Origin of the sequence: Rhodopseudomonas palustris, assembly GCF_003591005.1 — a bacterium.
GTDB classification, from domain to species: Bacteria; Pseudomonadota; Alphaproteobacteria; order Rhizobiales; family Xanthobacteraceae; genus Rhodopseudomonas; species Rhodopseudomonas palustris_K.
The window spans coordinates 40172-63974 of sequence record NZ_QYYD01000020.1; the positions used below are offsets into that span (position 1 = coordinate 40172).

A 23803-nucleotide genomic window follows, 5' to 3' on the forward strand; every position below is an offset into this window, starting at 1 on the left:
AGCCATGACCGTCGACGTCGATGACCTGATTGCACGTATCCACTATACGCCGCGCCCCGACACCGGCCCGCGGTGCGCCCGCGCGCTGATGATCCAGGGCACCAGTTCGGATGTCGGCAAGAGCATGGTGGTGGCCGGGCTGTGCCGCGCCTATGCGCGCCGCGGCCTCGCGGTGCGTCCGTTCAAGGCGCAGAACATGAGTAACAACGCGGCCGTCGCGGCGGACTCCGATCTGCCGCCGGGACCGGAAGGCACGGCGCCGCGCGGCGAGATCGGCCGCGCGCAGGCGCTGCAGGCACGGGCCTGCGGCGTGGCGCCATCGATCCACATGAACCCGGTGCTGCTCAAGCCGCAGAGCGAGATCGGCGCGCAGGTGGTGCTGCGGGGGCGGGTGCTTGGTAACTGCCCGGCGCGGATCTATCACCACATGCGGCAACGGCTGATCCCGGCAGTGCTCGACAGTTTCGAGCGCGTCGCCGCCGAGTCCGATCTGGTGCTGGTGGAGGGCGCCGGCAGCGGCGCCGAGGTGTATCTGCGCGCATCCGATATCACCAATATGCGGTTCGCCGAGGCGGCCGATCTGCCGGTCGTGTTCCTATCTGATATCGACCGCGGCGGCACCATGGCGGCGCTGGTCGGCAGCTATGTGCTGCTCAGCGAGAGCGATCGGGCCCGCGTCGCCGGCTATCTGATCAACAAATTCCGCGGTGACTTCTCGCTGTTCGAGCCAGGCTGCCGCACCATCACCGACGAGACCGGCTGGCCGTTCCTCGGCGTGCTGCGCTGGTTTCCCGGCGCCGACCGGCTGCCGGCCGAGGACTCGCTGGCGCTCGAGCGTGCCGCCGCGGCGAGCCGCGGCCGGCTCAAGATCGCCGTGCCGCGGCTGGCGCGGGTCGCCAATTTCGACGATCTCGATCCGCTCGTCGCCGAGCCCGATGTCGATCTGCGCTGGATCCAGCCCGGTTCGCCGATCCCGGCCGATATCGACGTCGTAGTCCTGCCGGGCTCCAAGGCGACGCGCAGCGAACTGGACCTGATCCGGCGTGAAGGCTGGGACATCGACATCCGCACCCATGTCCGGCGCGGCGGCCGCGTGGTCGGGCTGTGCGCCGGCTTCCAGATGCTCGGCCGCGTCGTCCGCGATCCGCTTGGCCTCGAAGGTCCGGCCGGCGAAACCGCCGGGCTCGGCCTGCTCGATATCGAGACCGAGATCTCCGGCGACAAGCGCCTGGTCGAGATCGACGCGTTGGACCGACGCAGCGGTTGCCGGGTGACAGGATACGAGATGCACATGGGCCGGACCACCGGCGCCGGCCTGGCGCGGCCATGGCTGACGCTGGACGACGGCGCCGGCCTGGCGCGGCCATGGCTGACGCTGGACGACGGCGCCGGCGGGCCTCGGCCCGAAGGCGCGATGTCGGCCGACGGCCGCGTCGTCGGCGGCTATCTGCACGGCATCTTCGGCGGCGACGATTTCCGGTCTGCCTGGCTGGGGCAGGTCGGCGCCGCGACCTCCGGCCTCGATTTCGAACGCCGCATCGACGACGCGCTCGAGGCGCTGGCAGACCATTGCGAAAGCAATCTCGACCTCGACGCGCTGCTGGCGCTCGCGCGGTGATGCGAGGCGCCGTCGCGGTCAGCCGAGCATTGCGACGGCGCACCGCCAGGCCGAGTTGTTGGCAGGCTCGTGCTGCGGTTTGGCTCAAGCGGTGTGGACGAGGCCGAGGGGCTTAGCGTTTGGGAGAACCGATGTCGCTCACCCCAAAAGAGCGCTGTCCCGTCAAGAATTTTCCAATGATCTCAGGAAGGTTCCACCCATAAAGCTGCCGCGGTTCACCCCATAAAGACGTCGCATCGAGGCTCAAGAACCCTATAAGTACGTCGCGTTTTTGACTTTTGCCGCTCCTTTGAGTTGCAGTTTTTAGCCACCGCTGTTAGCGCAAGATTGCGATCTAGGTTTGTGCCCTCGGAACCGCGTCGAAGGCTTGCGCCAGTCCAGTGATCGCTTCGTCGAGTGCACGCCGGATGAGTAGGTCGCTAATGCCCGGCACTTGGCATGCGAGCAACATCAGTTCTCGGGTGTCCTCCGTGACCCTTTGGGCGTGCGCGTCCCGATATCCGAACTGCGACAGAATCTTGTCATCGTCACGGAGCACGACGACTTCCGCCGGTATGTCTATCGGCGACGAAGCGCCGATCGGAGTGATGCGCTCGCCCTCCACGGCGACGTCTAGCCTGACGTCGCCGGCCAGCGCTCCGCAATCGAAAGCGCCCAGCGGCACCAGCGTGCGGACCGCCACGATATTGACGAGGTTCACCGCGGCAGGAAGCGGTGGTAACGGCCGAATGATTTCGCCGGCTAGATAGCGTTGGATCAGGCCCTGGGTCGACGGCGGCGTGCGGTCGACGTTGAGGCCGATCTGACGATAGAACGCCCGGTAGGCGGCGATCTCGGGCGTCTGCGCAATCGCACTGCGTCCGGTCCCACACCAAACCCGGTGCAACGCCTCCCATTGCTCGGCAAGGTCCAGAACGCTCGTGCTCCGTCCGAGTCTCAGGCGGGCAGACCGGACATATACGCCGGGATACATTTCAGAAAACATCGGCGTTGCCGCCAGCAAAGGATAGGAGGCTTGTCGGCCTCTTTGCGCCAGGTCGTCCGTGGACGTTTCAACTGGCTCACACTTATTCATGGTAACATCTCCATCAGTCGGAAGGTCGATTGAGAGCGATCTGAATCTCGTCGTCAACGCGTGCCTCTACGCCTCATGACGTCGCACGAGAGAACCGATCGAAGTCGCGGCTTGCGCACCTTGCCGACTGGTCAATTGATCACCGAACAGGAAAAGCAGGGCACTCGTGCCCAGCGCGGCAAACAGCGAGGCGACGCCGTAGCAGAGCGCGTCATCGACACCGATCCGCAGCAATCCGCCGAACATGACCGGGCCGAATACGAGACCCGCATAGGCTGCGCTCAGCATGCCGCCGGTCACTTCCGAAGCGCGGCCAGTGGGAGCTATGCGTGCAACCTCTGCCAGAAAGACGCCGTTCCACCCTGTCGCCGAGAACCCGACGAGCACGCAAACCGACATGATAACCATCATCGAAGCTTCGATCCGGAGCATGGCGAGGCCGGCGGTGCCGAGCGTCATCAGAATCCCGACACCGACCAGAACCGATCGCGCTCCGAACAGCCGATCAGCGGCGATGCCCTGGACGAGGCGGCCTGCGATGCCGGCGATCTGGGCGACGGCGAGCACGGCTCCCGCCGAAGCCACGGATTGTCCGAGGTGATGCACCAGATAGACGACGAGAAAGGCGTTGAAACATTGCTGCAGGGCCGAGAAGCAGAAGGCGGTGGCGGCCAGGCTGCGCAACGAAGTCGAATGCAGAACGAGCCTTAAGGACTGCTTCAACGCCATTGGACGGATCGTCACGGTCGGATCGCGGTCCGTGTCGTATCTGACGTGGAGACGCTGCAGGGATATCGAGAGCGCCAGGGTCGCAACCGCGATGGCGGTGAGCGCAGCTCTCCAGCCGTATAGTTCGAGGAGTAGCGGCATCAACAGACCCGCCGCGATACCCCCGATCTGCATCCCGCTCTGCTTGATCGAGAACAGCAAGGCCCGGTTGCCGGGTGCGATGACGCGCGCGAGAAGATGTGAGGCGGCCGGCGTCTCCGGCCCGAAGGCAAGACCAAGCGCCACAGCCGACAGGGCGACCGGAACGACTGATCCCGTTGCAGCGAGAAGGGCGGCTGCCGCGCCGACGACAAGGCAGATTTGTCCGGTTCGTACGGCACCCCATCGTGCAACGACGGCACCCGCCGCCAGCGCAGACATGATGGCACATCCGGAAATCGACGCGGAGTACGCACCGATCCATGAGGGATCGAGACCCATGTCGGCCGCAGCTTGCGGAGCGATCACCGGCAGAGCGAACAGGTTCATCGACAGAGCGGCGATGATCGACGTCGTCGCAATCATCGGAAGCATCGGACTGAGACGCGGCATGAGGGCTCGCCTTGTGGATTCATGAAGTGGCGGAATCGCCGCCTCTTGGGCACGAGCAAGACTGCCACGGAGCGATCCATGGTGATTGAACGTTATTGCTGTGTGCTCGGGACGTTATTGCCCGGCGGCGATCCAACGTCCGGGCGAAACGCCATAGGAGCGCTTGAACAAGCGGCTGAGGTGGGCTTGGTCGGCAAACCCGACCGTGATCGCCACCTCGGCGATCGGCTGTCCCTCGCGGAGCATGTTTCGGGCGCGCGCGAGCCGGAGTTGCACCTGATAGGCGTGCGGCGGCAACCCCGTCGCCGCGCTGAAACTGCGCAAGAAATGGAATCGACTGATGCCCGACATCTCAGCAAGATGATCGAGTGATACGTTCTGATCGCTACAGCTGTTGAGATAATCGATACTGCGGAGGATCGCGCCGGGAAGGGGCTTTGCGGTTTGCGGTCCGGTCAGATCAGTGTGGTGACGGACGAGCCATGCCAGCGTCTCGACCAGATTGGTCTCGCATTCGAGGCGCGAAGTCGGCCTCATGAACGATGCAAACATCCGCCGCAGCAGTCCCGCTGCCACGACGTCGTCAATGACGCTCGAATGCAATTCGGGAAGTTGCATCGGCCTATCGTAGAGGTCCTCAGCAACCCGCGTCAGCGTTTCTGCGGATGGAAAGAAATTCCAATAAGTCCAGCCGTCGGATCCTGGGTCACCGGTGTGGATTTCGCCCGGATTGACTGCGCAAATGCAGCCAGCGGGAGCGATCCGTTTCTCACCACGGTGAAGAAAGGTGTTGGCCCCGCGTTCGACAAGGCCGATCGAAAACGTTTCGTGGCTGTGCTTCGCAAATTGATGCGTCGCGTAAGTTGCGTATACGAATTCGAGTTCGTCGAGCTGTGCCAAACGCCGATAGTCGACCTTGTCTTCAACTCGTGGTGCTCCCATACGACAGCTCCAATGTGCGTCTGAGCGCTACCAGGACCAGAGGTCGCAAATTCCCGAACGGAGCCTCCTGAGGTTTCCAGAAGAGACCCCGAAGCGCTGCTGTGAGAATAGGGTGGTCTCAGCCAATTTTCACCCAGAATCGCGAAGGGGGCGCTTGTATCACCACCTCAGTGTGGTCAAGAGGGCCTTTGCCCATGGCCCGAAGTCCGATTTGGGAGCTCATTTAAAGCTCCAGACAGAGAGAGCCGAAGAAGCAGATCATTCTCCCGCAGCCTCGGCCGTCGCAAAACGGGCCGAGAGCACGACATGCATATGGGGTGAGTGACGACGTTGATATGGGGTGAAATGCAAGTTTATGGGGTGTCCGACAACCGAAGCTCATGGGACTGGCCCATCGCCATATCCGTGATTCGCATAAGGTATATTATGGAATATATAGATGTAGCTTTTTAATCAATACGTTGCGCGAGTTTGCGCATGTTGGCGTTGCCGGGCCTGCGCAGCGGTGCGTCGTCGTAGGATGGGTTGAGCGAAGCGAAACCCATCGACGACGTGCAAGACTCTTGATGGGTTTCGCTGCGCTCAACCCATCCTACGCTCGCTGGCCGTCACGCCGTCCGTGTCCCGGACAAGGCGCAGCGCGAAGCGCTGGGCCGCACCGGGACAACTCCGGCGGCGCCGGTCCGCGCGCCTGAAATTGCTTGACCGGCTGGGCCGAAATGATGACCAAAGGCGCGTCGACTTTTCGGGTCGGGTCGCAGAAAACAAGAAGCGTTATTGGGAGGAAGCAGATGAGCGTTTCGCGCAGGATGGTGTTGAAGGCATCGGCGGCGGCGGCCGTTATGAGCGGCGTCGGGGCGCCGTGGGTGGCGCGCGCGGCGGAGGCCGAGTTCGTCTACAAATATGCCAACAACCTGCCCGACAGCCATCCGCTCAACGTCCGCGCCCGCGAGATGTCGGCGGCGATCAAGACCGAGACCAATGGCCGGGTCGACCTGCAGGTTTTCCCGAACAACCAGCTCGGCTCCGACACCGACGTGCTGAGCCAGATCCGCTCCGGCGGCGTCGAGTTCTTCACGCTGTCCGGCCTGATCCTGTCGACGCTGGTCCCGGCCGCGTCGATCAACGGCATCGGCTTCGCGTTCCCGGACTACGACACGGTCTGGAAGGCCATGGACGGCGAGCTCGGCGCGCATGTCCGCGGCGAGATCAACAAGGCCGGCCTGATCGTGATGGACAAGATCTGGGACAACGGCTTCCGCCAGACCACGTCGTCAACCCGGCCGATCAACGGCCCCGAGGACTTCAAGGGCTTCAAGATCCGCGTGCCGGTGTCGCCGCTGTGGACCTCGATGTTCAAGGCGTTCGATGCGGCGCCCGCCTCGATCAATTTCAGCGAGGTCTATTCGGCGCTGCAGACCAAGGTGGTCGAAGGCCAGGAAAATCCACTGGCGCTGATCTCGACCGCCAAGCTGTACGAAGTGCAGAAGTACTGCTCGCTGACCAACCACATGTGGGACGGCTTCTGGTTCCTGGCCAACCGCCGCGCTTGGGACCGGCTGCCGGCGGACGTGCGCGAGATCGTCGCCAAGAACATCAACGCCGCGGCCGTCAAGGAACGCGAGGACACCGCCAAGCTCAATGCCACCGTCAAGGAAGAGCTGACCGCCAAGGGCCTGATCTTCAATCAGCCGACGGTGACGCCGTTTCGCGACAAGCTGCGCAGCGCCGGCTTCTACGCCGAATGGAAAGGCAAATACGGCGACCAGGCGTGGTCGCTGCTGGAAAAGTCCGTCGGCAAGCTGGCGTAAGCCACTATGGCGCACGCCCCGGTCTCCGAACTGACGGCTGCCGAGCCGCTGGTGCTGCCGACGCGCCGGTCGCTGATCGGCACGCTGGAGGCCGGGCTTGGCCGGCTGGTCGAAATCCCCGCGGCCATCCTGGTGGTCGCGGAGATCGTCGTGCTGTTTGCCGGCGTGGTGTCGCGCTACGTATTTCACAGCCCGCTGATCTGGTCGGACGAACTCGCCTCGATCCTGTTTCTGTGGCTGGCGATGTTCGGCGCGGCGGTCGCATTCCGCCGCGGCGAACACATGCGGATGACCGCGCTGGTGGCGAAAGCATCGCCGCGGCGCCGGGCGTTTCTCGATCTGGTGGCGATCTGCGCCGCGCTGGCCTTCCTGCTGCTGATCGCGGCGCCGGCGGCCGAATACGCTTACGAAGAGAGCTACATCACCACGCCGGCGTTGTCGCTTGCCAACAGCTGGCGCGCTGCGGCGCTGCCGGTCGGCACCGCGCTGATGGCGGCGTTCGCGCTGCTGCGGCTGATCCGGTTCGGCGACTGGAAGCTGGTCGGTACGGCCGCCCTCACCGTCGCGCTGCTGATCGGCGCGTTCTGGCTGGCGCAGCCAGTGTTCAAGCCGCTCGGCAACATCAATCTGCTGATCTTCTTCGTCGGCGTCGCGGGCTGCTGCGTGTTCGCCGGCGTGCCCATTGCTTTTGGATTCGGGCTGTCGATCTACGGCTATCTGGCGCTGACGACGCGGACGCCGCTGATGGTGCTGGTCGGCCGGATGGACGAGGGCATGAGCCACCTCATCCTGCTGTCGGTGCCGCTGTTCGTCTTCCTCGGCCTGCTGATCGAGATGACCGGCATGGCGCGGGCGATGGTGGCGTTTCTGGCAAGCCTTTTGGGCCATGTCCGCGGCGGACTGCATTACGTGCTGGTCGGCGCGATGTATCTGGTGTCGGGCATTTCCGGCTCGAAGGCCGCCGACATGGCGGCGGTGGCGCCGGTGCTGTTTCCGGAGATGAAGGAGCGGGGCGCCAAGCCGGGCGATCTCGTCGCCCTGCTCTCCGCCACCGGCGCGCAGACCGAAACCATCCCGCCGAGCCTGGTGCTGATCACCATCGGCTCGGTCACCGGCGTGTCGATCTCGGCGCTGTTCACCGGCGGCCTGCTGCCGGGCGTGGTGCTGGCGATCACGCTGTCGGCGCTGGTGTGGTGGCGCTATCGCGGCGAGGACCTCAGCCACATCAAGCGCGCCTCGGGCGCCCAGATCGGCAAGCTGCTGATCATCGCCCTGCCCGCATTGGCGCTGCCATTCGTGATCCGCGCCGCCGTGGTCGAAGGCGTCGCCACCGCGACGGAAGTCTCTACTATCGGCATCGTCTATGCGGTGCTGGCCGGCCTGCTGATCTATCGCCGCTTCGATTGGAAGCGGGTGCTGCCGATGCTGATCGAGACCGCGGCGCTGTCCGGCGCCATCCTGCTGATCATCGGCACCGCCACCGGAATGGCGTGGGGCCTGACGCAGTCCGGATTCTCCCGGTCGCTGGCCACGGCAATGACCGGCCTGCCCGGCGGCGCCGGCACGTTTCTCGCGGTGTCGATCGTCGCCTTCGTCATTCTCGGCAGCGTGCTCGAAGGTATTCCGGCGATCGTGCTGTTCGGGCCGCTGCTGTTTCCGATCGCCCGCACCGTCGGCATCCACGAAGTGCATTATGCAATGGTCGTGATCCTGGCGATGGGCATCGGATTGTTCGCACCGCCGTTCGGCGTCGGCTATTATGCGGCCTGTGCGATCGGCCGGGTTGATCCGGCCGAGGGCGTGCGCCCGATCTGGGGTTATCTGCTGGCGCTGATGGTCGGCCTGATCATCGTCGCGGCGGTGCCGTGGATTTCGATCGGATTCTTGTAAGCGCCGCGGGCTGGGCCAGTGGCGCGACGTGACGGAAGAGGTTAGTCATGAGCGCTCCGCAGGGTCATTACAGCATCGGGCTCGACAAGACGCCGGCCAACTACGTGCCGCTGTCGCCGCTGAGCTTCCTCGAGCGCTCCGCCAACGTCTATCCGGACCTCACCAGTGTGGTCTATGAGGGCCGGCACTACACCTGGAAGGAAACCCGCGCGCGCTGCCGGCGCTTCGCGTCCTGGCTGGTGCGCAGCGGCATCGGCCGCGGCGACACCGTGGCGGTGATGCTGCCGAACGTGCCGGCGATGGTCGAGGCGCATTTCGCCGTGCCGATGGCCGGTGCGGTGCTGAACGCACTCAACATCCGGCTCGATGCGCCGGCGATCGCGTTCCAGCTCGAGCACGGCGGCGCGAAGATCATCCTGGTCGATCCGGAATTCTCGGCGGTGATCGCCGAGGCGCTGCAGCTGATGAAGTCGCCGAAGCCGCTGGTTCTCGACGTCGACGACAAGATGTTTCCCGGCAGCCATCGCATCGGCGAGCTCGAATACGAATATGCCGTCGCCTCCGGTGATCCGTCCTTCGTCGGCGAGCGGCCGCAGGACGAGTGGGACGCGATCGCGCTCGGCTACACCTCGGGCACCACGGGCAATCCCAAGGGCGTGGTGACGCATCACCGCGGCGCCTATCTCAACGCTGTCAGCAACATCCTCGCCGGCAATCTGGGCACGCACCCGGTGTATCTGTGGACGCTGCCGATGTTTCACTGCAACGGCTGGTGTTTCCCGTGGACACTGGCGGCCGCGGCCGGCATCAACGTCTGCTTGCGCAAGGTCGATCCGGCCAAGATCTTCGAGCTCATCCCCAAGCACAGTGTCACCCACATGTGCGGCGCGCCGATCGTCTACAACGCGCTGATCAACGCGCTCGACGCGCCGAAGGGGGCCTCGGCCAGGCCGGTCGTCGGCCTGATCGCCGGCGCCGCGCCGCCGATGGCGGTGCTGGCCGGCGCCGAGACCATCGGCATCAAGCTGACGCATGTGTATGGCCTGACCGAAGTCTATGGCCCCGCCTCGGTCTGCGCCGAGCAGCCCGGCTGGGACGATCTGCCATCTGCCGAGCGCGCCAAGCTGAAGCGCCGGCAGGGCGTGCCCTACCCGCTGCAGGAAGCCGTCACCGTGCTTGACCCCGAGACGCTGCAGGAAGTGCCGCGCGACGGCGAGACCATCGGCGAGGTGATGTTCCGCGGCAACATTGTGATGAAGGGCTATCTCAAGAACGAGAAGGCCACCCGCGAAGCGCTCGAAGGCGGCTGGTTTCACACCGGCGACCTCGGCGTGCTCGACGCCGACGGCTACGTCATCATCAAGGACCGCTCCAAGGACATCATCATCTCGGGCGGCGAGAACGTCTCCTCGGTCGAGGTCGAGGACGTGCTGTACAAACACCCGGCGATCCTGTTCGCCGCCGTGGTCGCCAAGCCCGACCCGAAATGGGGCGAAGTGCCCTGCGCTTTCGTCGAACTCAAGGAGGGCGCCAGCGCCTCCGAGGCCGAAATCATCGCCTATTGCCGCGAGCACCTGCCCGGCTTCAAAACCCCGAAGAGCATCGTGTTCTCGGCGATCCCCAAGACCTCGACCGGCAAGATCCAGAAGTTCATGCTACGCGATCAGGTCAAGTCGGCGAAGGCGATCAGCGAGTAGCTATCGCAACCCTCCCGCTCCTCTGCCCAAGCCCCGTCATTCCGGGGCGCACTACCGGCCAGCCGGCCGGTGGTGCGAACCCGGAATCCCGACGTTGCTGTGCGCGGCTTCCGCCACACCGTGCCAGCGGCAGATTCCGGGTTCGCTCGCTACGCTCGCGCCCCGGAATGACGAGGCTGCGGGTGTGTCGCGGCTGGAGATCGATCACGTGTTGAGCAGCGGTCGTGAAGATGATGTCGATGGTGTTGAGCCTATGTGTTGAACGGCGAGGTCGCAAGTTGACGTCGATGAGATCGAGCTCGCTGCACCCTTTCGACCCCACGAGGTCATTCCGGGGCGCACTACCGGCCAGCCGGCCGGTGGTGCGAACCCGGAATCCCGACGTTGCTGCGCGCGGCGCCCGCCACGCCGTGCCCCTGGCAGATTGCGGGTTCGCTCGCTGCGCTCGCGCCCCGGAATGACGAGGCTGAGGGCGTGGCTACGCGCTCAGGCGCGCAGGCCGTAGCGGCTGAGCGCGGCGGGTCCGCGGTCCGTGTGCTCCATTTCATGATGCAGCATGCGGAGCTGGGCGACGGCCACGGCAGCTGGCAGTTCGGCGGCCGGCACCGGCCGTGCGAAGTAGTAGCCCTGGAACGTCGTGCAGCCGCGCGACAGCAGATGCCGCACCTCCTCCTCGCGCTCGGCGCCTTCGGCCAGAACGTTGATGCCGAGCCCGCGCGACAGCACGATCAGCGCGTCGCAGATTGCCTGGCTCTCGCCGGAGCGGTCGACGTGATGCACGAATTCGCGGTCGATCTTGAGTTTGTTGAACGGCAGCTTGCGCAGGTAGCTCATGCTCGCATAACCGGTGCCGAAATCGTCCAGCGCGATGCCGACCCCGAGGTCGCGCAGCGCTGTGAACACACGCCTGGTGTGGGCATGGTCGGCCATTGCGGCAGTCTCGGTGAGCTCGATTTCCAGCCGGTCGGGACTGATCCCGGCCGCCTCGATCGCGGCGCGGACGTGCGGGACCAGATCCTTGTCGAGGAATTGCCGAGCCGACAAATTCACCGCGAGCCGGATGTCGCCGAACTCCGTGTCCGACCACTCCCGGATCTGCATGCAGGCGCGCGACAACACCCATTGGCCGATCGGCTGGATCAGGTCGGTCGACTCGGCCAACGGAATGAACTCGGCCGGCGAGACCATGCCGCGCCTCGGATGCTGCCAACGCAGCAGCGCTTCGGCCCCGATCACGCTGTGGTCGGCGAGATCGACGATCGGCTGGTAGTGCAGATCGAGCTGGCCCTCCGGCAGCGCGCGCCGCAGGTCGTGCTCGAGCTCGAAGCGCGATCGCGCAGCGCGCGTCGCCGCCGCCGAATGCAGCACCAGGGGCGCGGCGGGCCCACTTTGCGTCGCTGCGGCAGCCGCGGCATCGAGCAGCTTCTCGGCGCTGGCGCCGTCAGCCGGATAGAACGCAAGACCGGATTGGAGCGTCGGCTCCAGCACGATGCCGCCGATCGCGAATTCGCCGGACGATGATTTGACGACGTCGCGGATGCGGAAGGCGAGCGCCGCCTGGGTCGCAGCATCGTCGCGCGTCGTTCCGAAGATCGCCAGTTCGGCGCGGCCGGGGCGCGCCAGGATCTTGCCCTCGGCAACGAAGGAGCCGATCCGCCGCGCCAGGATCGCCATCGCGCGTTCGGCGGCGGCGTTGCCATAGGCGTTCTTGACGCGGGCGTGATCGGCGAAGCGCACCACGGCAAGAGCCACCGCTGTCCCCTGCTCGATCGCCTCAGTCATTGTTGCGAGCAGCTGCCGGCGGTTCGGCAGGCCGGTGGCCTCGTCGACGTGTTCGAGACGATCGAGCGTGGTCTTGAGATGGTCGATCGTTTCGGCCGCGCAGGCCATCAGCCGCCCGGCCTCGTCGGTGTAGTGGCGCGGTAGCTCGCCCAGGCTGCGGTCACGCCTGAAGCCTTCGAGCGCCTGCGCGGTCAGCAGGACCGGGCTTAACAATTTGTTCAGCACGAACAGCGTGAGCCCCGTCCCAAGCAGCGTTGCCAGCAGTGTGACTACCAGAGTCCCGATAAACTGGCTCCAATTCTCCGCATTGAGTGCGGCAATGTAGAGAACGACGGCGATCAGCGGAACGTGGATGCCGAGAAAAGCAACCAGCATGATCTTCAGCCGGTAGCTCAGCACTCCTACTCGCGACATCCGATCGTACAGCCAAAGGTCCGGCACCTCGGTCTCCGTGCACACTCCGCATTTTGCGTAGTATGGACGGATCAAGTATTAGCAAATTGCGAACGCTACCCGCACAACCTCGTGTCCTCCGGCATAGCAAGTATCTTGCTACGCGAACTGCGACGCCGCAGCGCGTAGTCGGCGAGTAGAGCCACGACGAGTAGGCATCAACAGCGCCGAGTTCCGAAATGGAACTTCACACGATTGCGACAGTCACGGCCGTTTCGGGATGCCTGAAGCACTCCGGCTCGCCGATGACAGTTCCCGCGCGAAACGAAGCTCGACGTTGGTATGCGCGGCGTCTCCCACGCCGCGCCCGCGGCGGATTCCGGGTTCGCTCGCTGCGCTCGCGCCCCGGAATGACGAGGCTGAGGGTGTGGCACGGCTTGAGTTCAACTGTGTCTTTGGCGCCATCACGTCGAACACGTCGATGAAGTAGGTCACGTCGATGACATGGAGCCACGTTGCGCCTCTCCGCCCACCCCGTCATTCCGGGGCGCACCATCGGCCGAACGGCCGGTGGTGCGAACCCGGAATCCGGAGGTTGGTATGCGCGGCGCCCGCCACGCCGTGCCAGCGGCAGATTCCGGGTTCGCTCGCTGCGCTCGCGCCCCGGAATGACGAGGCGGGAAGGCGCGGCAGCGAGTCTTGCATGCGCCTTCGCCTCCGCGCCCGCCGTCATTCCGGGGCGCGCGCAGCGCGAACCCGGAATCCAGAGGTTGGTATGCGCGGCGCCCGCCACGGCGTGCCCGCAGCAGATACCGGGCTAGCTCGCTGCGCTCGCGCCCGGAATGACGAGGCTGAGGGTGTGGCGCGCCCGGAAATACGGGGCTACGGGTCAACAGGCCACGGAACGACGGACTGGATTGATCAGCCCGCGATGTCGAGACGCATGCCGTCGAAGCCGGGTACAACGCCGTCGGGCAGTTCACTCAGCAGCGTCTCGTAGTCGATATCGGCGTGCATGTTGGTGATCACCGCGCGCTTCGGCTTGAAGCGCGCGATCCACTTCAGCGCGGTCTCGACGTTGAAATGGCTGCCATGGTGCTTGTAGCGCAGGCCGTCGATGATCCACAGCTCGAGGCCTTCGAGTTGCGCAAAGCTCTCGGGCGGGATGTCGTGGACGTCGGGCGTGTAGGCGGCGCCGCCGATGCGATAGCCGAGTGCCGGAATATCACCATGCTGGACCAGGAACGGTGCCAGCGTCAGTGCTCCGCCTGCCCCGGCGATCGTGCGGGTTTCGCCGGCCTCGATGCGGTGCTCGTCCAGGATCGGCGGATAGGAGCTGCCGGGCGGCGTGACGAAGCAGTAGTTGAAGCGGAAAACGACGTGGTCGGCGGTCGACTGGTTGAGATAAACCGGAATTCGCCGTCGCATGTGCATCGCCACCGAACGCAGATCGTCGATGCCGTGGGTCTGGTCGGCGTGCTCGTGGGTCAGGAACACTGCGTCGAGATGGTCGACGTCGGCGTCGATCAGTTGCTCGCGTAGATCCGGCGAGGTGTCGATCAGCACGCGAGTGATGCCGTCGGGCGTGACGCGCTCGGCGAGCAGCGAGCAGCGGCGGCGGCGGTTCTTCGGGTTGGACGGATCGGCGGCGCCCCAGCCGAGCGCCGGGCGCGGCACGCCGGCGGACGAACCCGAGCCGAGGATGGTGAGCGTCAGCGTCATGCGGACTCCGTCGCGAATTGAATCAGGCAGCGGCGGGCGCCGGCACCTTGCCGAACAGGCGGAAGAAGTTCTCGGTGGTCTGCTGCGCGAGTTCGTCGAGCGTCACGCCGCGCGTCTCCGCCAGCACCTTGGCGGTCTCGACCACGTAGGACGGCTCGTTGCGCTTGCCGCGATATTTGCCCGGCGCCAGATACGGCGCGTCGGTCTCGACCATGATGCGATCGGCCGGCAGCTCGGCGGCGAGGTCGCGCAGGCTTTGCGATTTCTTGAACGTCACGATGCCGGTGAACGAGATCAGCAGTCCGAGATCGATGGCTTTCATGGCGAGCTCGCGGCCTCCGGTGTAGCAATGCAACACCGCGCGAAAAGCTCCCCTCCCCATCTCGTCCTCGAGGATGCGGCCGCAATCCTCGTCCGCCTCGCGGGTGTGGATCACCAGCGGCAGGCCGGTCTCGCGCGCCGCCGCGATGTGGGCGCGAAAGCCCCGCTCCTGCGCGTCGCGCGAGCCGTGCTCGTAGAAATAATCGAGCCCGGCCTCACCGAACGCCACCACTTTCGGATGCTGCGCCAGCTTCACCAGTTCGTCCGTCGTGATGCCGTCTTCCTCGTCGGCGTGATGCGGATGGGTGCCGACCGAGCAGTACACGTTGGGGAATCGCTCGGCGATCGCCAGCAGATCAGGGAGCTTCCTGACCCGCGTCGAAATCGTCACCATCCGCCCGACAGCGCTGGCCTCGGCGCGGGCGACAATGCCGGCGAGATCGTCGGCAAAGTCGGGGAAGTCGAGATGGCAATGGCTGTCGACCAGCATCATGCGGTCGCCGGCTCGACATAGCGCGGGAAGATCGGCGCCGGCGCGGGCAGCGGCGTGCCCGGCACGATCCGCGTCGGAAGCGCAGCAAAGTCGCGCGCATCCGCAGCGATGCCGAGGATGTCGAGCAGCTTCGCCGCTGCGGTCGGGATTGCCGGCTGCGCCAAAATCGCGATCTGCCGCAGCACCTCGGCGGTGACGTAGAGCACCGTCTTCTGCCGCGCCGGATCGGTCTTGGCGAGCGCCCACGGCGCCTCGCCGGCGAAGTAGCGGTTCGCCTCGGCCACCACCGCCCACACCGCGTTCAGCGCCTGATGGATCTGCTGCGTCGCCATCGCGCTGCGCGCCTGATCGACCATGCCGTCGGCCATCGCCAGCATCGCCTTGTCGGCTTCGCTGAATTCGCCATGCGGCGGCACCTGGGCGTCGCACTGCTTGGCCACCATGGTCAGCGAGCGCTGCGCCAGATTGCCGAGGTCGTTCGCGAGGTCGGCGTTGATGCGGTTGACGATCGCCTCGTGATTGTAGCTGCCGTCGGAGCCGAACGGCACCTCGCGCAGGAAGAAATAACGCACCTGATCGACGCCGTACTGGTCGGCGAGGTTGAACGGGTCGACGATGTTGCCGACCGACTTCGACATCTTCTCGCCCTTGTTGAACAGAAAGCCGTGGGCGTAGACGCGCTTCTGGATCGGGATGCCCGCCGACATCAGGAACGCCGGCCAGTACACCGCGTGGAAACGGATGATGTCCTTGCCGATGACGTGGACGTCGGCCGGCCAGTAGTGCCAGTTCTTGTCGGCTTCGTCCGGGAAACCGACGCCGGTGATGTAGTTGGTCAGCGCGTCGACCCAGACATACATCACGTGCTCGGGATCGTTCGGCACCTTGACGCCCCAGTCGAAGGTGGTGCGCGATACCGACAGATCCTTAAGGCCGCCCTTGACGAAGCTGATCACCTCGTTGCGGCGTGCGTCGGGGCCGATGAAATCCGGCTGATCTTCGTACAGCTTCAGAAGTTTGTCCTGATAGGCCGACAGCTTGAAGAAGTAGCTCTTCTCCTCGACCCATTCGACCGGCGTGCCCTGCGGGCCGCGGCGCACCTGATCGTCGCCGACGACGGTCTCGTCCTCGGCGTAATAGGCCTCGTCGCGGACCGAGTACCAGCCCGCGTAACTGTCGAGATAGATGTCGCCGTTCTTCTCCATCCGCTTCCAGATCTCCTGGACCGAGCGGTGATGGGCCTCTTCCGAGGTACGGATGAAGCGGTCGTAGGAGATGCCGAAGCGGTCGTCCATGTCGCGGAAGCGGCCGGCGTTGCGGGCGGCGAGCTCGGCCGGCGTCAGGCCCTCGCGCTGCGCGGTCTGGATCATCTTCAGGCCGTGCTCGTCGGTACCGGTCAGGAAGAACACGTCCTTGCCGTCGAGCCGCTGGAAACGCGCCAGCGCGTCGGTCGCGATTGCCTCGTAGGCGTGGCCGATATGCGGCGCGCCGTTCGGATACGAGATCGCCGTGGTGATGTAGAATGACTTTCGCTGCGCCATGTGCGCGGACGCCTTTCAATGATCGATCGTTTGAAAGCGGCGGCGAAGACCATCAGCCGGCAAATCGCGGCCGAAACGGCGTCAGCGCACCGCCTCCGCGAGCTGCCCGAACACCGAGAAAACCAGCGGCTTGCGCTCGAGATTATAGGCTTCGGTGTCGCGCGCGGCGCGGCCGATCTTTTCCCACACCTCCGCCAGCCGTGCAAGGCGCGGCAGTTCCGCGTTGGCGTCGGGTGTGCGCAGCCGGCCGGCGACCCAGCGGTCGACGCTGTCGACGAAGGCCTGCAGCGTGGCGCGGTCGGTGCCGCCGATCGCCTCGCCGAGCGCATGCAGCGCGCGCGGATCGACGTTCGGCAGGCTGTCGAGCAGCGCTGTGGTTTTCTGGTGCAGCGTCAGCGCGTCGCCGCCAAGCAGCGCCAGCGCGCGTGACACGCTGCCTTCGGATGCGGCTGCGGCGTCGGCGAGTTTGGGATCGTCCGCCTCGAGGTCGGTCGCAGCGACCGCGGCGCTGATCACGTCGTCGGTCGCCAGCGGCCGCAGCATCAGTTTGCGACAGCGCGACAGGATGGTCGGCAGCACCCGCGCCGGCGAATTGCTGATCAACAGAAACAGCGAGCGCTGCGGCGGCTCCTCGATCACCTTCAAGAGCGCGTTGGCCGAGGAGGCGTTGAGGTCGTCGACGGTATCGACGATGCAGACGCGCCAGCCTTCCACTGCCGCGGTCGAGCCGAAGAAGCCAATGGTCTCGCGCGACTCGTCGACCGTGATGACGTTGCGCAGCACGCCCTTGTCGTTGAGCGAGCGCTCCAGCGTCAGCAGTCCGCCATGCGCCTCGGCTGCAACGAGACGGACGATCGGATGCTCGGGGTCAAGACCAAGCGTGGCCGCGCCCTGCACCGCGTCGTCCTGTGGATCGCGATGCGCGAGCACGAAGCGCGCCATCCGATAGGCCAGCGTTGCCTTGCCGATGCCCTGAGCGCCGCCGAGCAGCCAGGCATGGGCGATGCGGCCACTGCGATAGGCGTCGAGCAGCGCCTGCTCGGCGGCGGTATGGCCGAACAACGCCGTGGTCTCGCGCGGCGGGCGGGCGACGATGTCAGTGGCGACCTTGCGAGCACTCATACCGGCCGCACCTTGGTTTTAACTTTGGCTTTGGCTTTGGTCTTGGCCCTATTCGGAGTGGACTTCGCCTTCGCAGCGTCATTCGGTGTTGCCTGCGGCCAGCCAAGCAGCCGCTCTTGCACGGCCAGCCAGATCCGATCGGCGACCACCTTCGGTTCGCCTTGCGCATCGACCAGCACGCATCGCTCCGGCTCGGCGGTCGCGATCTGCCGATAGGCGTCGCGTAGCCGGCGATGGAAATCGGCATTCTCGCCCTCGAACCGGTCCGGCGCCGCGGTGCCGCGGCGGACAGCGGCACGCTGCAGCCCGATCTCGACCGGAATATCGAGGATCACAGTAAGGTCTGGCTTCATCGCGCCGATGGTGACGTCCTGCAGCGCGTTGAGCAGCGACGGGCTGACGTCGCCGAGTTTGCCTTGGTACACGCGCGTGGAGTCGTAGAAGCGGTCGCACAGCACCCAGACGCCGCTCGCCAGCGCCGGCTCGATCAGCGTGCGGACGTGATCGTCGCGCGCCGCGGCGAACAGCAGTGCTTCGGCCTCCGACCCGCCGATCAGCCTGCCGATGCCGGCCAGCAGCAAGTGCCGGATGATCTCCGCGCCGGGCGAGCCGCCCGGCTCACGCGTCACCAGCGTTTCGAGCCCGGCCTTCTGCAGCCGTTCCGCCAGCAGCCTGATCTGGGTCGATTTGCCGGCGCCCTCGCCGCCTTCGAATGTAATAAAGCGGCCGCGAGTCGAGGCGGTTCTAAAGGTTTGTTCCACCATTCTCAGAGCTTCGCTATGCCGGCGCGAAACACTCCGATGACCAGCTCGCTGGCGCCATCCATCGCGCGCCGCATCGTCGAGCCGACCGGGTTGGCCTCGGCGGCCTGCAGCGGAATCTCCACCGCCAGCGCCTGACCGCGCCACACCCGCACCACGCCGATCCGGCGGCCCGCTTCGACCGGCGCGGCCACCGGGCCGGTATAAACGACCCGGGCGATCAGCTTGTCGCTGCCGTTCTTGCGCACCATCACCCGCACCGGCTCGGCCGGCGTCAGCGGCACGTAGCGCTTCTCGCCGCCGAAGACGCGCGCATAGCCGACAGTCGCGTCGGAGGCGAACAGCGGGCGCGATTCGAAGTTGCGAAAACCCCATTCCAGCAGCTTCTTGGCTTCAGTGGCGCGATCGTCGATGTCGTCGACACCGTTGACCACCACGATCAGCCGCATACCGCTCTGCACCGCGGAGCCGACCAGGCCATAGCCGCCGTCCTTGGTATAGCCGGTCTTCAGGCCGTCAGCGCCGGGCATCAGATTGAGCAGAGGATTGCGGTTGGTCTGGCGGATCTTGTTCCAGGTGAATTCCTTTTCGCCGAACAGCTTGTAGTAGTCCGGGTAGGTCAGAATAATGTGGCGCGCGAGCCGGCCGAGCTCGCGCACGGTCATCCTGTTGGCCGGGTCCGGCAGGCCGTTGGAGTTGGCGAAAGTCGACTGCGTCAGGCCGATCTCGCGCGCCCGCTTGTTCATCCGTTCGACGAAAGCCTGCTCGGTGCCGGCGATGCCTTCGGCAAGCGCGATACAGCTGTCATTGCCGCTCTGGATGATGGCGCCCTTCAGGAGATCCTCGACCGCGACCCTGCTGTGGATCTCGGCGAACATCGTCGAGTTGCCGGCAGGGGCGCCGCCGCGCCGCCAGGCATATTCGCTGATCTTGTATTCGTCGCTGAGTTTGATCTCGCCCTTGGTCAACAGGTTGAACACCAGCTCGACCGTCATCAGCTTCATCATGCTGGACGGCGGCCTCAGCTCGTCGGCGTTCTTTTCGAACAGCACGCTGCCGCTCTCGGCGTCGAGCAGGATCGCGCTCGGCACGTCGGTGTCGTAGCCGCCGACAACCTCTTCCTTCTTGGCGCCCTGCACGCTTTGATTGGCTGCCAGCACCGGGCCGGTGCCGATCGCCATCGCCAGCACGCCGGCCAGCAGCGCGCGCCACGGCGCGGCGGGGCGCGAGCGAAAACGAATCGGCGACGTCAGCAAAGCCATCGAGCAACTTCCGGAAGTGGCGCTTCGGACCAGGGTGCGGGCGTTGCCACGGCAGGTTCGGACAGCATGTCGCGGGCCGTTTTCGTTTGTGGTGACGCAGCATCGATCCTATCGTGAGCGCCGCTGCGCTTCCAGATAAACTCCAATCAATTCAGGGCGGGAACGACATGGAATTGACCAAGACCGTCGCGGTCAACGGCATCGAACTGTTCGTGCGCGAGCGCGGCGAAGGTCCGCTGGTGCTGCTGTGCCATGGCTGGCCGGAGCTGTCGTATTCGTGGCGCCACCAGATCGGTGCGATCGCGGAAGCAGGCTTCCGCGTCGTCGCCCCCGACATGCGCGGCTTCGGCCGTTCCAGCGCGCCGCAGCCGATCGAGGCCTACAGCATCTTCGATCTGGTCGGCGACATGGTCGCGCTGGTCGCCGCCATGAACGAAACCAAGGCCATCATTATCGGGCACGATTGGGGCGCGCCGGTCGCCTGGCACGCGGCGCAGTTCCGGCCCGATCTGTTCACCGCGGTCGCCGGCCTCAGCGTACCGCCGCCATGGCGCGGAAAGGGCCGGCCGCTCGATCTGCTGCAGGCCGCCGGCATCTCGAACTTCTATTGGCAGTATTTTCAGAAGCCGGGCGTCGCCGAGGCGGAGTTCGAGCGCGATGTGGCGGCGACGATTCGCGGTATGCTGTGCGGTGGGTTTGCCGATCCGGCGCGGTCGCTGTTCGTCCCGGAAGGCCGCGGCTTCATCGGCCGCTCCGCGGCGACGCTGCCCCTGCCCCCTTGGCTGAACGAGACCGAGCTGGCCTACTTCATTGAACAATATAAGAAGAGCGGCTTCCGCGGCGGGCTGAACTGGTATCGCAATATCGATCGAAACTGGGATCTCACCGCGCCCTGGCAAGGCGCGCAGATTCTTCAGCCAGCGCTGTTCATCGCCGGCGCCACCGACCCGGTGATCTCCGACAAGATGAACGGCAAGCACGTCGCCGCGATGGAGAAGGTACTGCCCAATCTCAAGAACAAGCTGATCATCCCCGGAGCCGGCCATTGGATCCAGCAGGAGAAGCCCGCCGAGGTGAACGCGGCGCTGATCGAATTCTTGGAGCAGGTGAGCTGAGCGCTCTCCGACACGCGGCTGACGCGACGAAGCACAATCCTCTCCCCGTCATGCCCGGGCTCGTCCCGGGCATCCACGCCTTGCGGCCTACGCAAGAAAAGGCGTGGATGGCCGGGACGAGCCCGGCCATGACGAAAACTGCAATGATCTACAATGTCTAAGGAGTTGCCTCGGACGCGACCGGAGTCGTCGACGAGGCTTAGTACAAGCCGCGGGCCGACAGCAGGCTGCCGATCTCGTCCTTGGCGCGTGGGGCGCTTTCGACGGGGGCTGGCTCGGCCGACGCGTAGTTGCCGTCCTGGTCGTAGGACACGGCGCGCATGTTGCGGGCGAGCGGTCGACCGCTGCTGCGCGCGCGCGAGGCAGAAATTTCCGAGGTGGCGCTGACCGAGGCGACGTCGACCGCGGTGTTGCCGAGGGAATACGGGCGCCCCTCCGGCATCGGCACGTCGCCGCGGATCGCACGGCTGGCGATGCCGCCGCCCTGCATGTCAGGTACAAAGGCGCGGGCCGAAGCGATCCGCACCGACGATGGCGCAGGCGCCGGCTCGTTCATCCGGAGCGTCGCCAGCAATTGACGGTCGTCGGAGCCTTCGAGTGGTGCGCGGCCGACATATTCGACCCGCACGCGCGCCGTGCCTTTATGTTTGAATTCAAGTAGTTCGGCGGCCTTGTTCGAAACGTCGATGAGCCGATTGCCATGGTACGGACCGCGGTCGTTGATACGGACGACCAACGACCGGCCATTGCTCAGATTGGTGACGCGCGCGTAAGACGGGATCGGCAAGGTTGGATGCGCGGCCGATAGCGAGGCCATATCGAACACTTCGCCATTGGCCGTCAGCCGGCCATGGAAGTCGTTGCCATACCAGGACGCCAAACCTTCGGCGCGGTAGCTGGGGTCTTCCTGGGGGACATAGACACGGCCAGCGACCGTATAGGGCTTTCCGACTCGATAGGTGCCGCCACCTTTTGGCACCGGCTCGCCGGGGCCGACAACGCGAGGGCTGGAGGAAACCCCGTATTTCGGATCGACGCGGCTGAACGTGCCGTTCTGGGCGCAATTGGCAAGAGCCAGGCACGCCCCCGCCGCAGCCACCACACGTGCGGCGCGGCCCAACGATTCTCGCTCGCGAATCCCCATAGATCCCCAAATATCATGATCATGGTCAGCCGCCCGTTTCGGACCTGCGCGAGCCATGATATCGCCACCACCCCACAACGGCAGCGAAGCGTGACCATATCGCAGAGCGATCAAGGCGAAAATGGGGAGACGCGCTTCATGGTTAACGGATGCTCTGGTCGGCAGCGCGGCGGAGTTCACCGCTCCGCTTGCGTCGCACGTCATTTGACGGAATGCTCGGCTGACCGTGTCAGAGGAATCGTCCGTGACCATCCCCGTTTTCGATCGCGTGCAGAACCGCAATGACCTCGCATGGGCGATCGCCGTCGGCGGCATCAGTACGGTGGCGTTCGGCGCCCTGCTCTACGCGTCGTGGCATTTTGCCGGCACGCTGTTTCTGATCTTTGCCGGCATTCTGTTCGGCGTCTTTCTGAACGCGCTGACCGATCTGCTCGGAAAGGTCGTCGGAGGCCCGCACGGTGCACGGCTGACGCTGGTGTGTATCCTGCTGGCGGCGGTGTTCGTCGGCATTGCGGCGCTCGGTGGCAGCACCATCGCTCAGCAGGCGACGGCGCTGTCCGGCACGATCAAGACTCAGATCGTCAACGTCAAAAACTTCCTCGAGCGCCAAGGCGTCGATACCAGCTTCATGGAGCTTAGTGCGGTCACCAACGCCGCCAACACCGCCAGTGCCGGCAGCACCGCCGCCGAGCCGCAGCCAGCGCCGCAGCCGCGTAATTTGCCGAGCGCCGGAGAGATCGCGTCCGGCGGCGGCGCGATCGTCAGCCAGACGCTGAAACTGATCCTCGGCACCATCGGGGCGGTCGGCAACTTCTTCATCGTGCTGTTTCTCGGTCTCGCCTTCGCGGCGCAGCCGGACGTCTATCGCCGCGGCCTCGAACGGGTCGCGCCGCTGCGCTACCGCTCGCAGGCCAGCGCCATCGTTACCGATACCGGCGACATGCTGAAGCGCTGGCTGCTGGCGCAGCTGATCACCATGACGGCGGTGTTTGCGGTGACGGCGACCGGGCTCACATTGATCGGAATTCCCGGTGCCTTCATCCTCGGCATCCAGGCCGGGCTGCTCGCCTTCATCCCGACGGTCGGCGCCATCCTCGGTGGGCTGATCATCGTACTGGCGGCGATTGCCTCTGGCTGGTTTGCCGTGGTCAGCGCCATCGTGCTGTTTCTCGGCGTGCACGCGCTGGAGAGCTACATCCTGACGCCGCTGATCCAGCGCCAGGCAATCGACATCCCGCCCGCGACACTGTTCGCGATGCAGATCCTGCTCGGCATCATCTTCGGCCTGTGGGGGCTGGCGATGGCGCTGCCGCTGATGGCCATCGGCAAGGTGGTGATCAATCACCTCCGTGCCGAAGGTCCCGGTCAGGACGTGGTCACCGCCACGCCGCCGATCGTGCTGGCACCTAGCCCGGAATCGTGACCACCGTGTTGGTGTGCTCGACCTCGGGCGGCGCCGCGAAGTAATCGCTGACCAGCCCGCGCCATTCGGTGAAGTTCTCCGAGCCGCGGAAGTCCACGGTGTGGTTCTCCAACGTCTCCCACTTCACCATCAGCCGGTAGCGCTGCGGCTTCTCGATCGAGCGGTGCAGTTCGAAGCCGTGAAACCCCTTGGAGCGGCCGAACGCGGCGCCGGCCTTGGCCACGGCGGCTTCGAAGTCGGATTCGCTGCCCGGCTTGATGTCGATCTGGGCGATTTCGGTGATCATGAGCGCTCCCTCGCGGTGTGTGAGGCCACGAGCCTTATCGCAGAGCGTGCCGCAAATGAAGCGGGTCCGTCATTGCGAGCGAAGC

General features: G+C 65.4%; 18 protein-coding genes. 6 read left to right on the forward strand and 12 right to left on the reverse strand.

The features are described from left to right. The first annotated feature begins 4 nt into the window (after positions 1–4). The gene (locus D4Q52_RS18610; protein WP_119858071.1) at positions 5–1618 is read left to right on the forward strand and encodes a cobyric acid synthase; all 1614 of its coding nucleotides are present in this window, start codon (positions 5–7) and stop codon (positions 1616–1618) included. 334 nt (positions 1619–1952) lie between these two features. Here the strand turns inward: D4Q52_RS18610 and D4Q52_RS18615 are convergent, their stop codons facing one another. From D4Q52_RS18615 to D4Q52_RS18625, 3 genes are all read right to left on the reverse strand, one after another. Further along, positions 1953–2693: a phenylalanine--tRNA ligase beta subunit-related protein gene (locus D4Q52_RS18615; RefSeq protein ID WP_119858072.1), complete on the reverse strand. Its 741-nt coding sequence runs from the start codon at positions 2691–2693 to the stop codon at positions 1953–1955. Between the two features lie 66 nt (positions 2694–2759). Next, entirely contained in the window at positions 2760–4013 is a 1254-nt protein-coding gene (locus tag D4Q52_RS18620) for an MFS transporter (protein WP_119858073.1), read from the reverse strand. Between the two features lie 114 nt (positions 4014–4127). Beyond that, positions 4128–4955 carry an AraC family transcriptional regulator gene (locus D4Q52_RS18625; RefSeq protein WP_119858074.1) on the reverse strand — a complete coding sequence of 276 codons (828 nt, stop codon included), beginning with the start codon at positions 4953–4955 and terminating at the stop codon, positions 4128–4130. A 791-nt stretch (positions 4956–5746) separates the two neighbouring features. Here D4Q52_RS18625 and D4Q52_RS18630 point away from each other — a divergent pair. Genes D4Q52_RS18630 through D4Q52_RS18640 form a run of 3 tightly spaced genes read left to right on the forward strand, consistent with a single transcriptional unit; the run spans position 5747 to position 10353 of the window. Next, positions 5747–6766 (forward strand): TRAP transporter substrate-binding protein, encoded by a 1020-nt coding sequence (locus D4Q52_RS18630; protein WP_119858075.1) that lies wholly within the window; start codon positions 5747–5749, stop codon positions 6764–6766. A gap of 6 nt (positions 6767–6772) precedes the next feature. Next, a complete protein-coding gene (locus D4Q52_RS18635) occupies positions 6773–8656 on the forward strand; it encodes a TRAP transporter large permease subunit (protein ID WP_119858076.1) in 1884 nt (627 codons plus the stop codon). A 47-nt stretch (positions 8657–8703) separates the two neighbouring features. Continuing rightward, a complete protein-coding gene (locus D4Q52_RS18640; RefSeq protein WP_119858077.1) occupies positions 8704–10353 on the forward strand; it encodes an acyl-CoA synthetase in 1650 nt (549 codons plus the stop codon). Positions 10354–10839: 486 nt separating this feature from the next. Here D4Q52_RS18640 and D4Q52_RS18645 read toward each other — a convergent pair whose 3' ends face one another. The 7 genes from D4Q52_RS18645 to D4Q52_RS18675 all read right to left on the reverse strand — a co-directional run bounded on the left by D4Q52_RS18645 (position 10840) and on the right by D4Q52_RS18675 (position 19750). Continuing rightward, positions 10840–12576 carry a putative bifunctional diguanylate cyclase/phosphodiesterase gene (locus tag D4Q52_RS18645; protein WP_147407821.1) on the reverse strand — a complete coding sequence of 579 codons (1737 nt, stop codon included), beginning with the start codon at positions 12574–12576 and terminating at the stop codon, positions 10840–10842. 873 nt (positions 12577–13449) lie between these two features. Continuing rightward, entirely contained in the window at positions 13450–14250 is an 801-nt protein-coding gene (locus tag D4Q52_RS18650; protein ID WP_119858079.1) for an MBL fold metallo-hydrolase, read from the reverse strand. Between the two features lie 22 nt (positions 14251–14272). Further along, the gene (locus tag D4Q52_RS18655) at positions 14273–15061 is read right to left on the reverse strand and encodes a TatD family hydrolase (protein ID WP_119858142.1); all 789 of its coding nucleotides are present in this window, start codon (positions 15059–15061) and stop codon (positions 14273–14275) included. Further along, the gene (gene metG / locus D4Q52_RS18660) at positions 15061–16605 is read right to left on the reverse strand and encodes a methionine--tRNA ligase (RefSeq protein WP_119858080.1); all 1545 of its coding nucleotides are present in this window, start codon (positions 16603–16605) and stop codon (positions 15061–15063) included. Before metG ends, D4Q52_RS18655 begins: the two co-directional genes overlap by 1 nt. An 81-nt stretch (positions 16606–16686) precedes the next feature. Then, entirely contained in the window at positions 16687–17727 is a 1041-nt protein-coding gene (locus D4Q52_RS18665; RefSeq protein WP_119858081.1) for a DNA polymerase III subunit delta', read from the reverse strand. Beyond that, on the reverse strand, positions 17724–18491 hold the full coding sequence (gene tmk, locus D4Q52_RS18670) for a dTMP kinase (protein WP_119858082.1): 768 nt from the start codon (positions 18489–18491) through the stop codon (positions 17724–17726). Before tmk ends, D4Q52_RS18665 begins: the two co-directional genes overlap by 4 nt. Positions 18492–18493: 2 nt before the next feature. Beyond that, on the reverse strand, positions 18494–19750 hold the full coding sequence (locus D4Q52_RS18675) for a D-alanyl-D-alanine carboxypeptidase family protein (RefSeq protein ID WP_119858083.1): 1257 nt from the start codon (positions 19748–19750) through the stop codon (positions 18494–18496). A 167-nt stretch (positions 19751–19917) separates the two neighbouring features. Here D4Q52_RS18675 and D4Q52_RS18680 point away from each other — a divergent pair, with 167 nt between their 5' ends. Continuing rightward, positions 19918–20865, forward strand: coding sequence for an alpha/beta fold hydrolase (locus tag D4Q52_RS18680; RefSeq protein ID WP_119858084.1), 948 nt, complete (start codon positions 19918–19920; stop codon positions 20863–20865). Between the two features lie 199 nt (positions 20866–21064). On the opposite strand, the gene D4Q52_RS18690 is transcribed toward D4Q52_RS18680, so the two are convergent. Next, positions 21065–22009, reverse strand: a complete 945-nt coding sequence (locus tag D4Q52_RS18690) for a septal ring lytic transglycosylase RlpA family protein (protein WP_119858086.1) — start codon at positions 22007–22009, stop codon at positions 21065–21067. Between the two features lie 244 nt (positions 22010–22253). On the opposite strand from D4Q52_RS18690, the gene D4Q52_RS18695 reads away from it, so the two are divergent. Further along, positions 22254–23432 carry an AI-2E family transporter gene (locus D4Q52_RS18695; RefSeq protein WP_119858087.1) on the forward strand — a complete coding sequence of 393 codons (1179 nt, stop codon included), beginning with the start codon at positions 22254–22256 and terminating at the stop codon, positions 23430–23432. On the opposite strand, the gene D4Q52_RS18700 is transcribed toward D4Q52_RS18695, so the two are convergent. Further along, positions 23416–23718: an antibiotic biosynthesis monooxygenase family protein gene (locus D4Q52_RS18700; RefSeq protein ID WP_119858088.1), complete on the reverse strand. Its 303-nt coding sequence runs from the start codon at positions 23716–23718 to the stop codon at positions 23416–23418. The genes D4Q52_RS18695 and D4Q52_RS18700 overlap by 17 nt on opposite strands. Between the last annotated feature and the right edge of the window lie 85 nt (positions 23719–23803).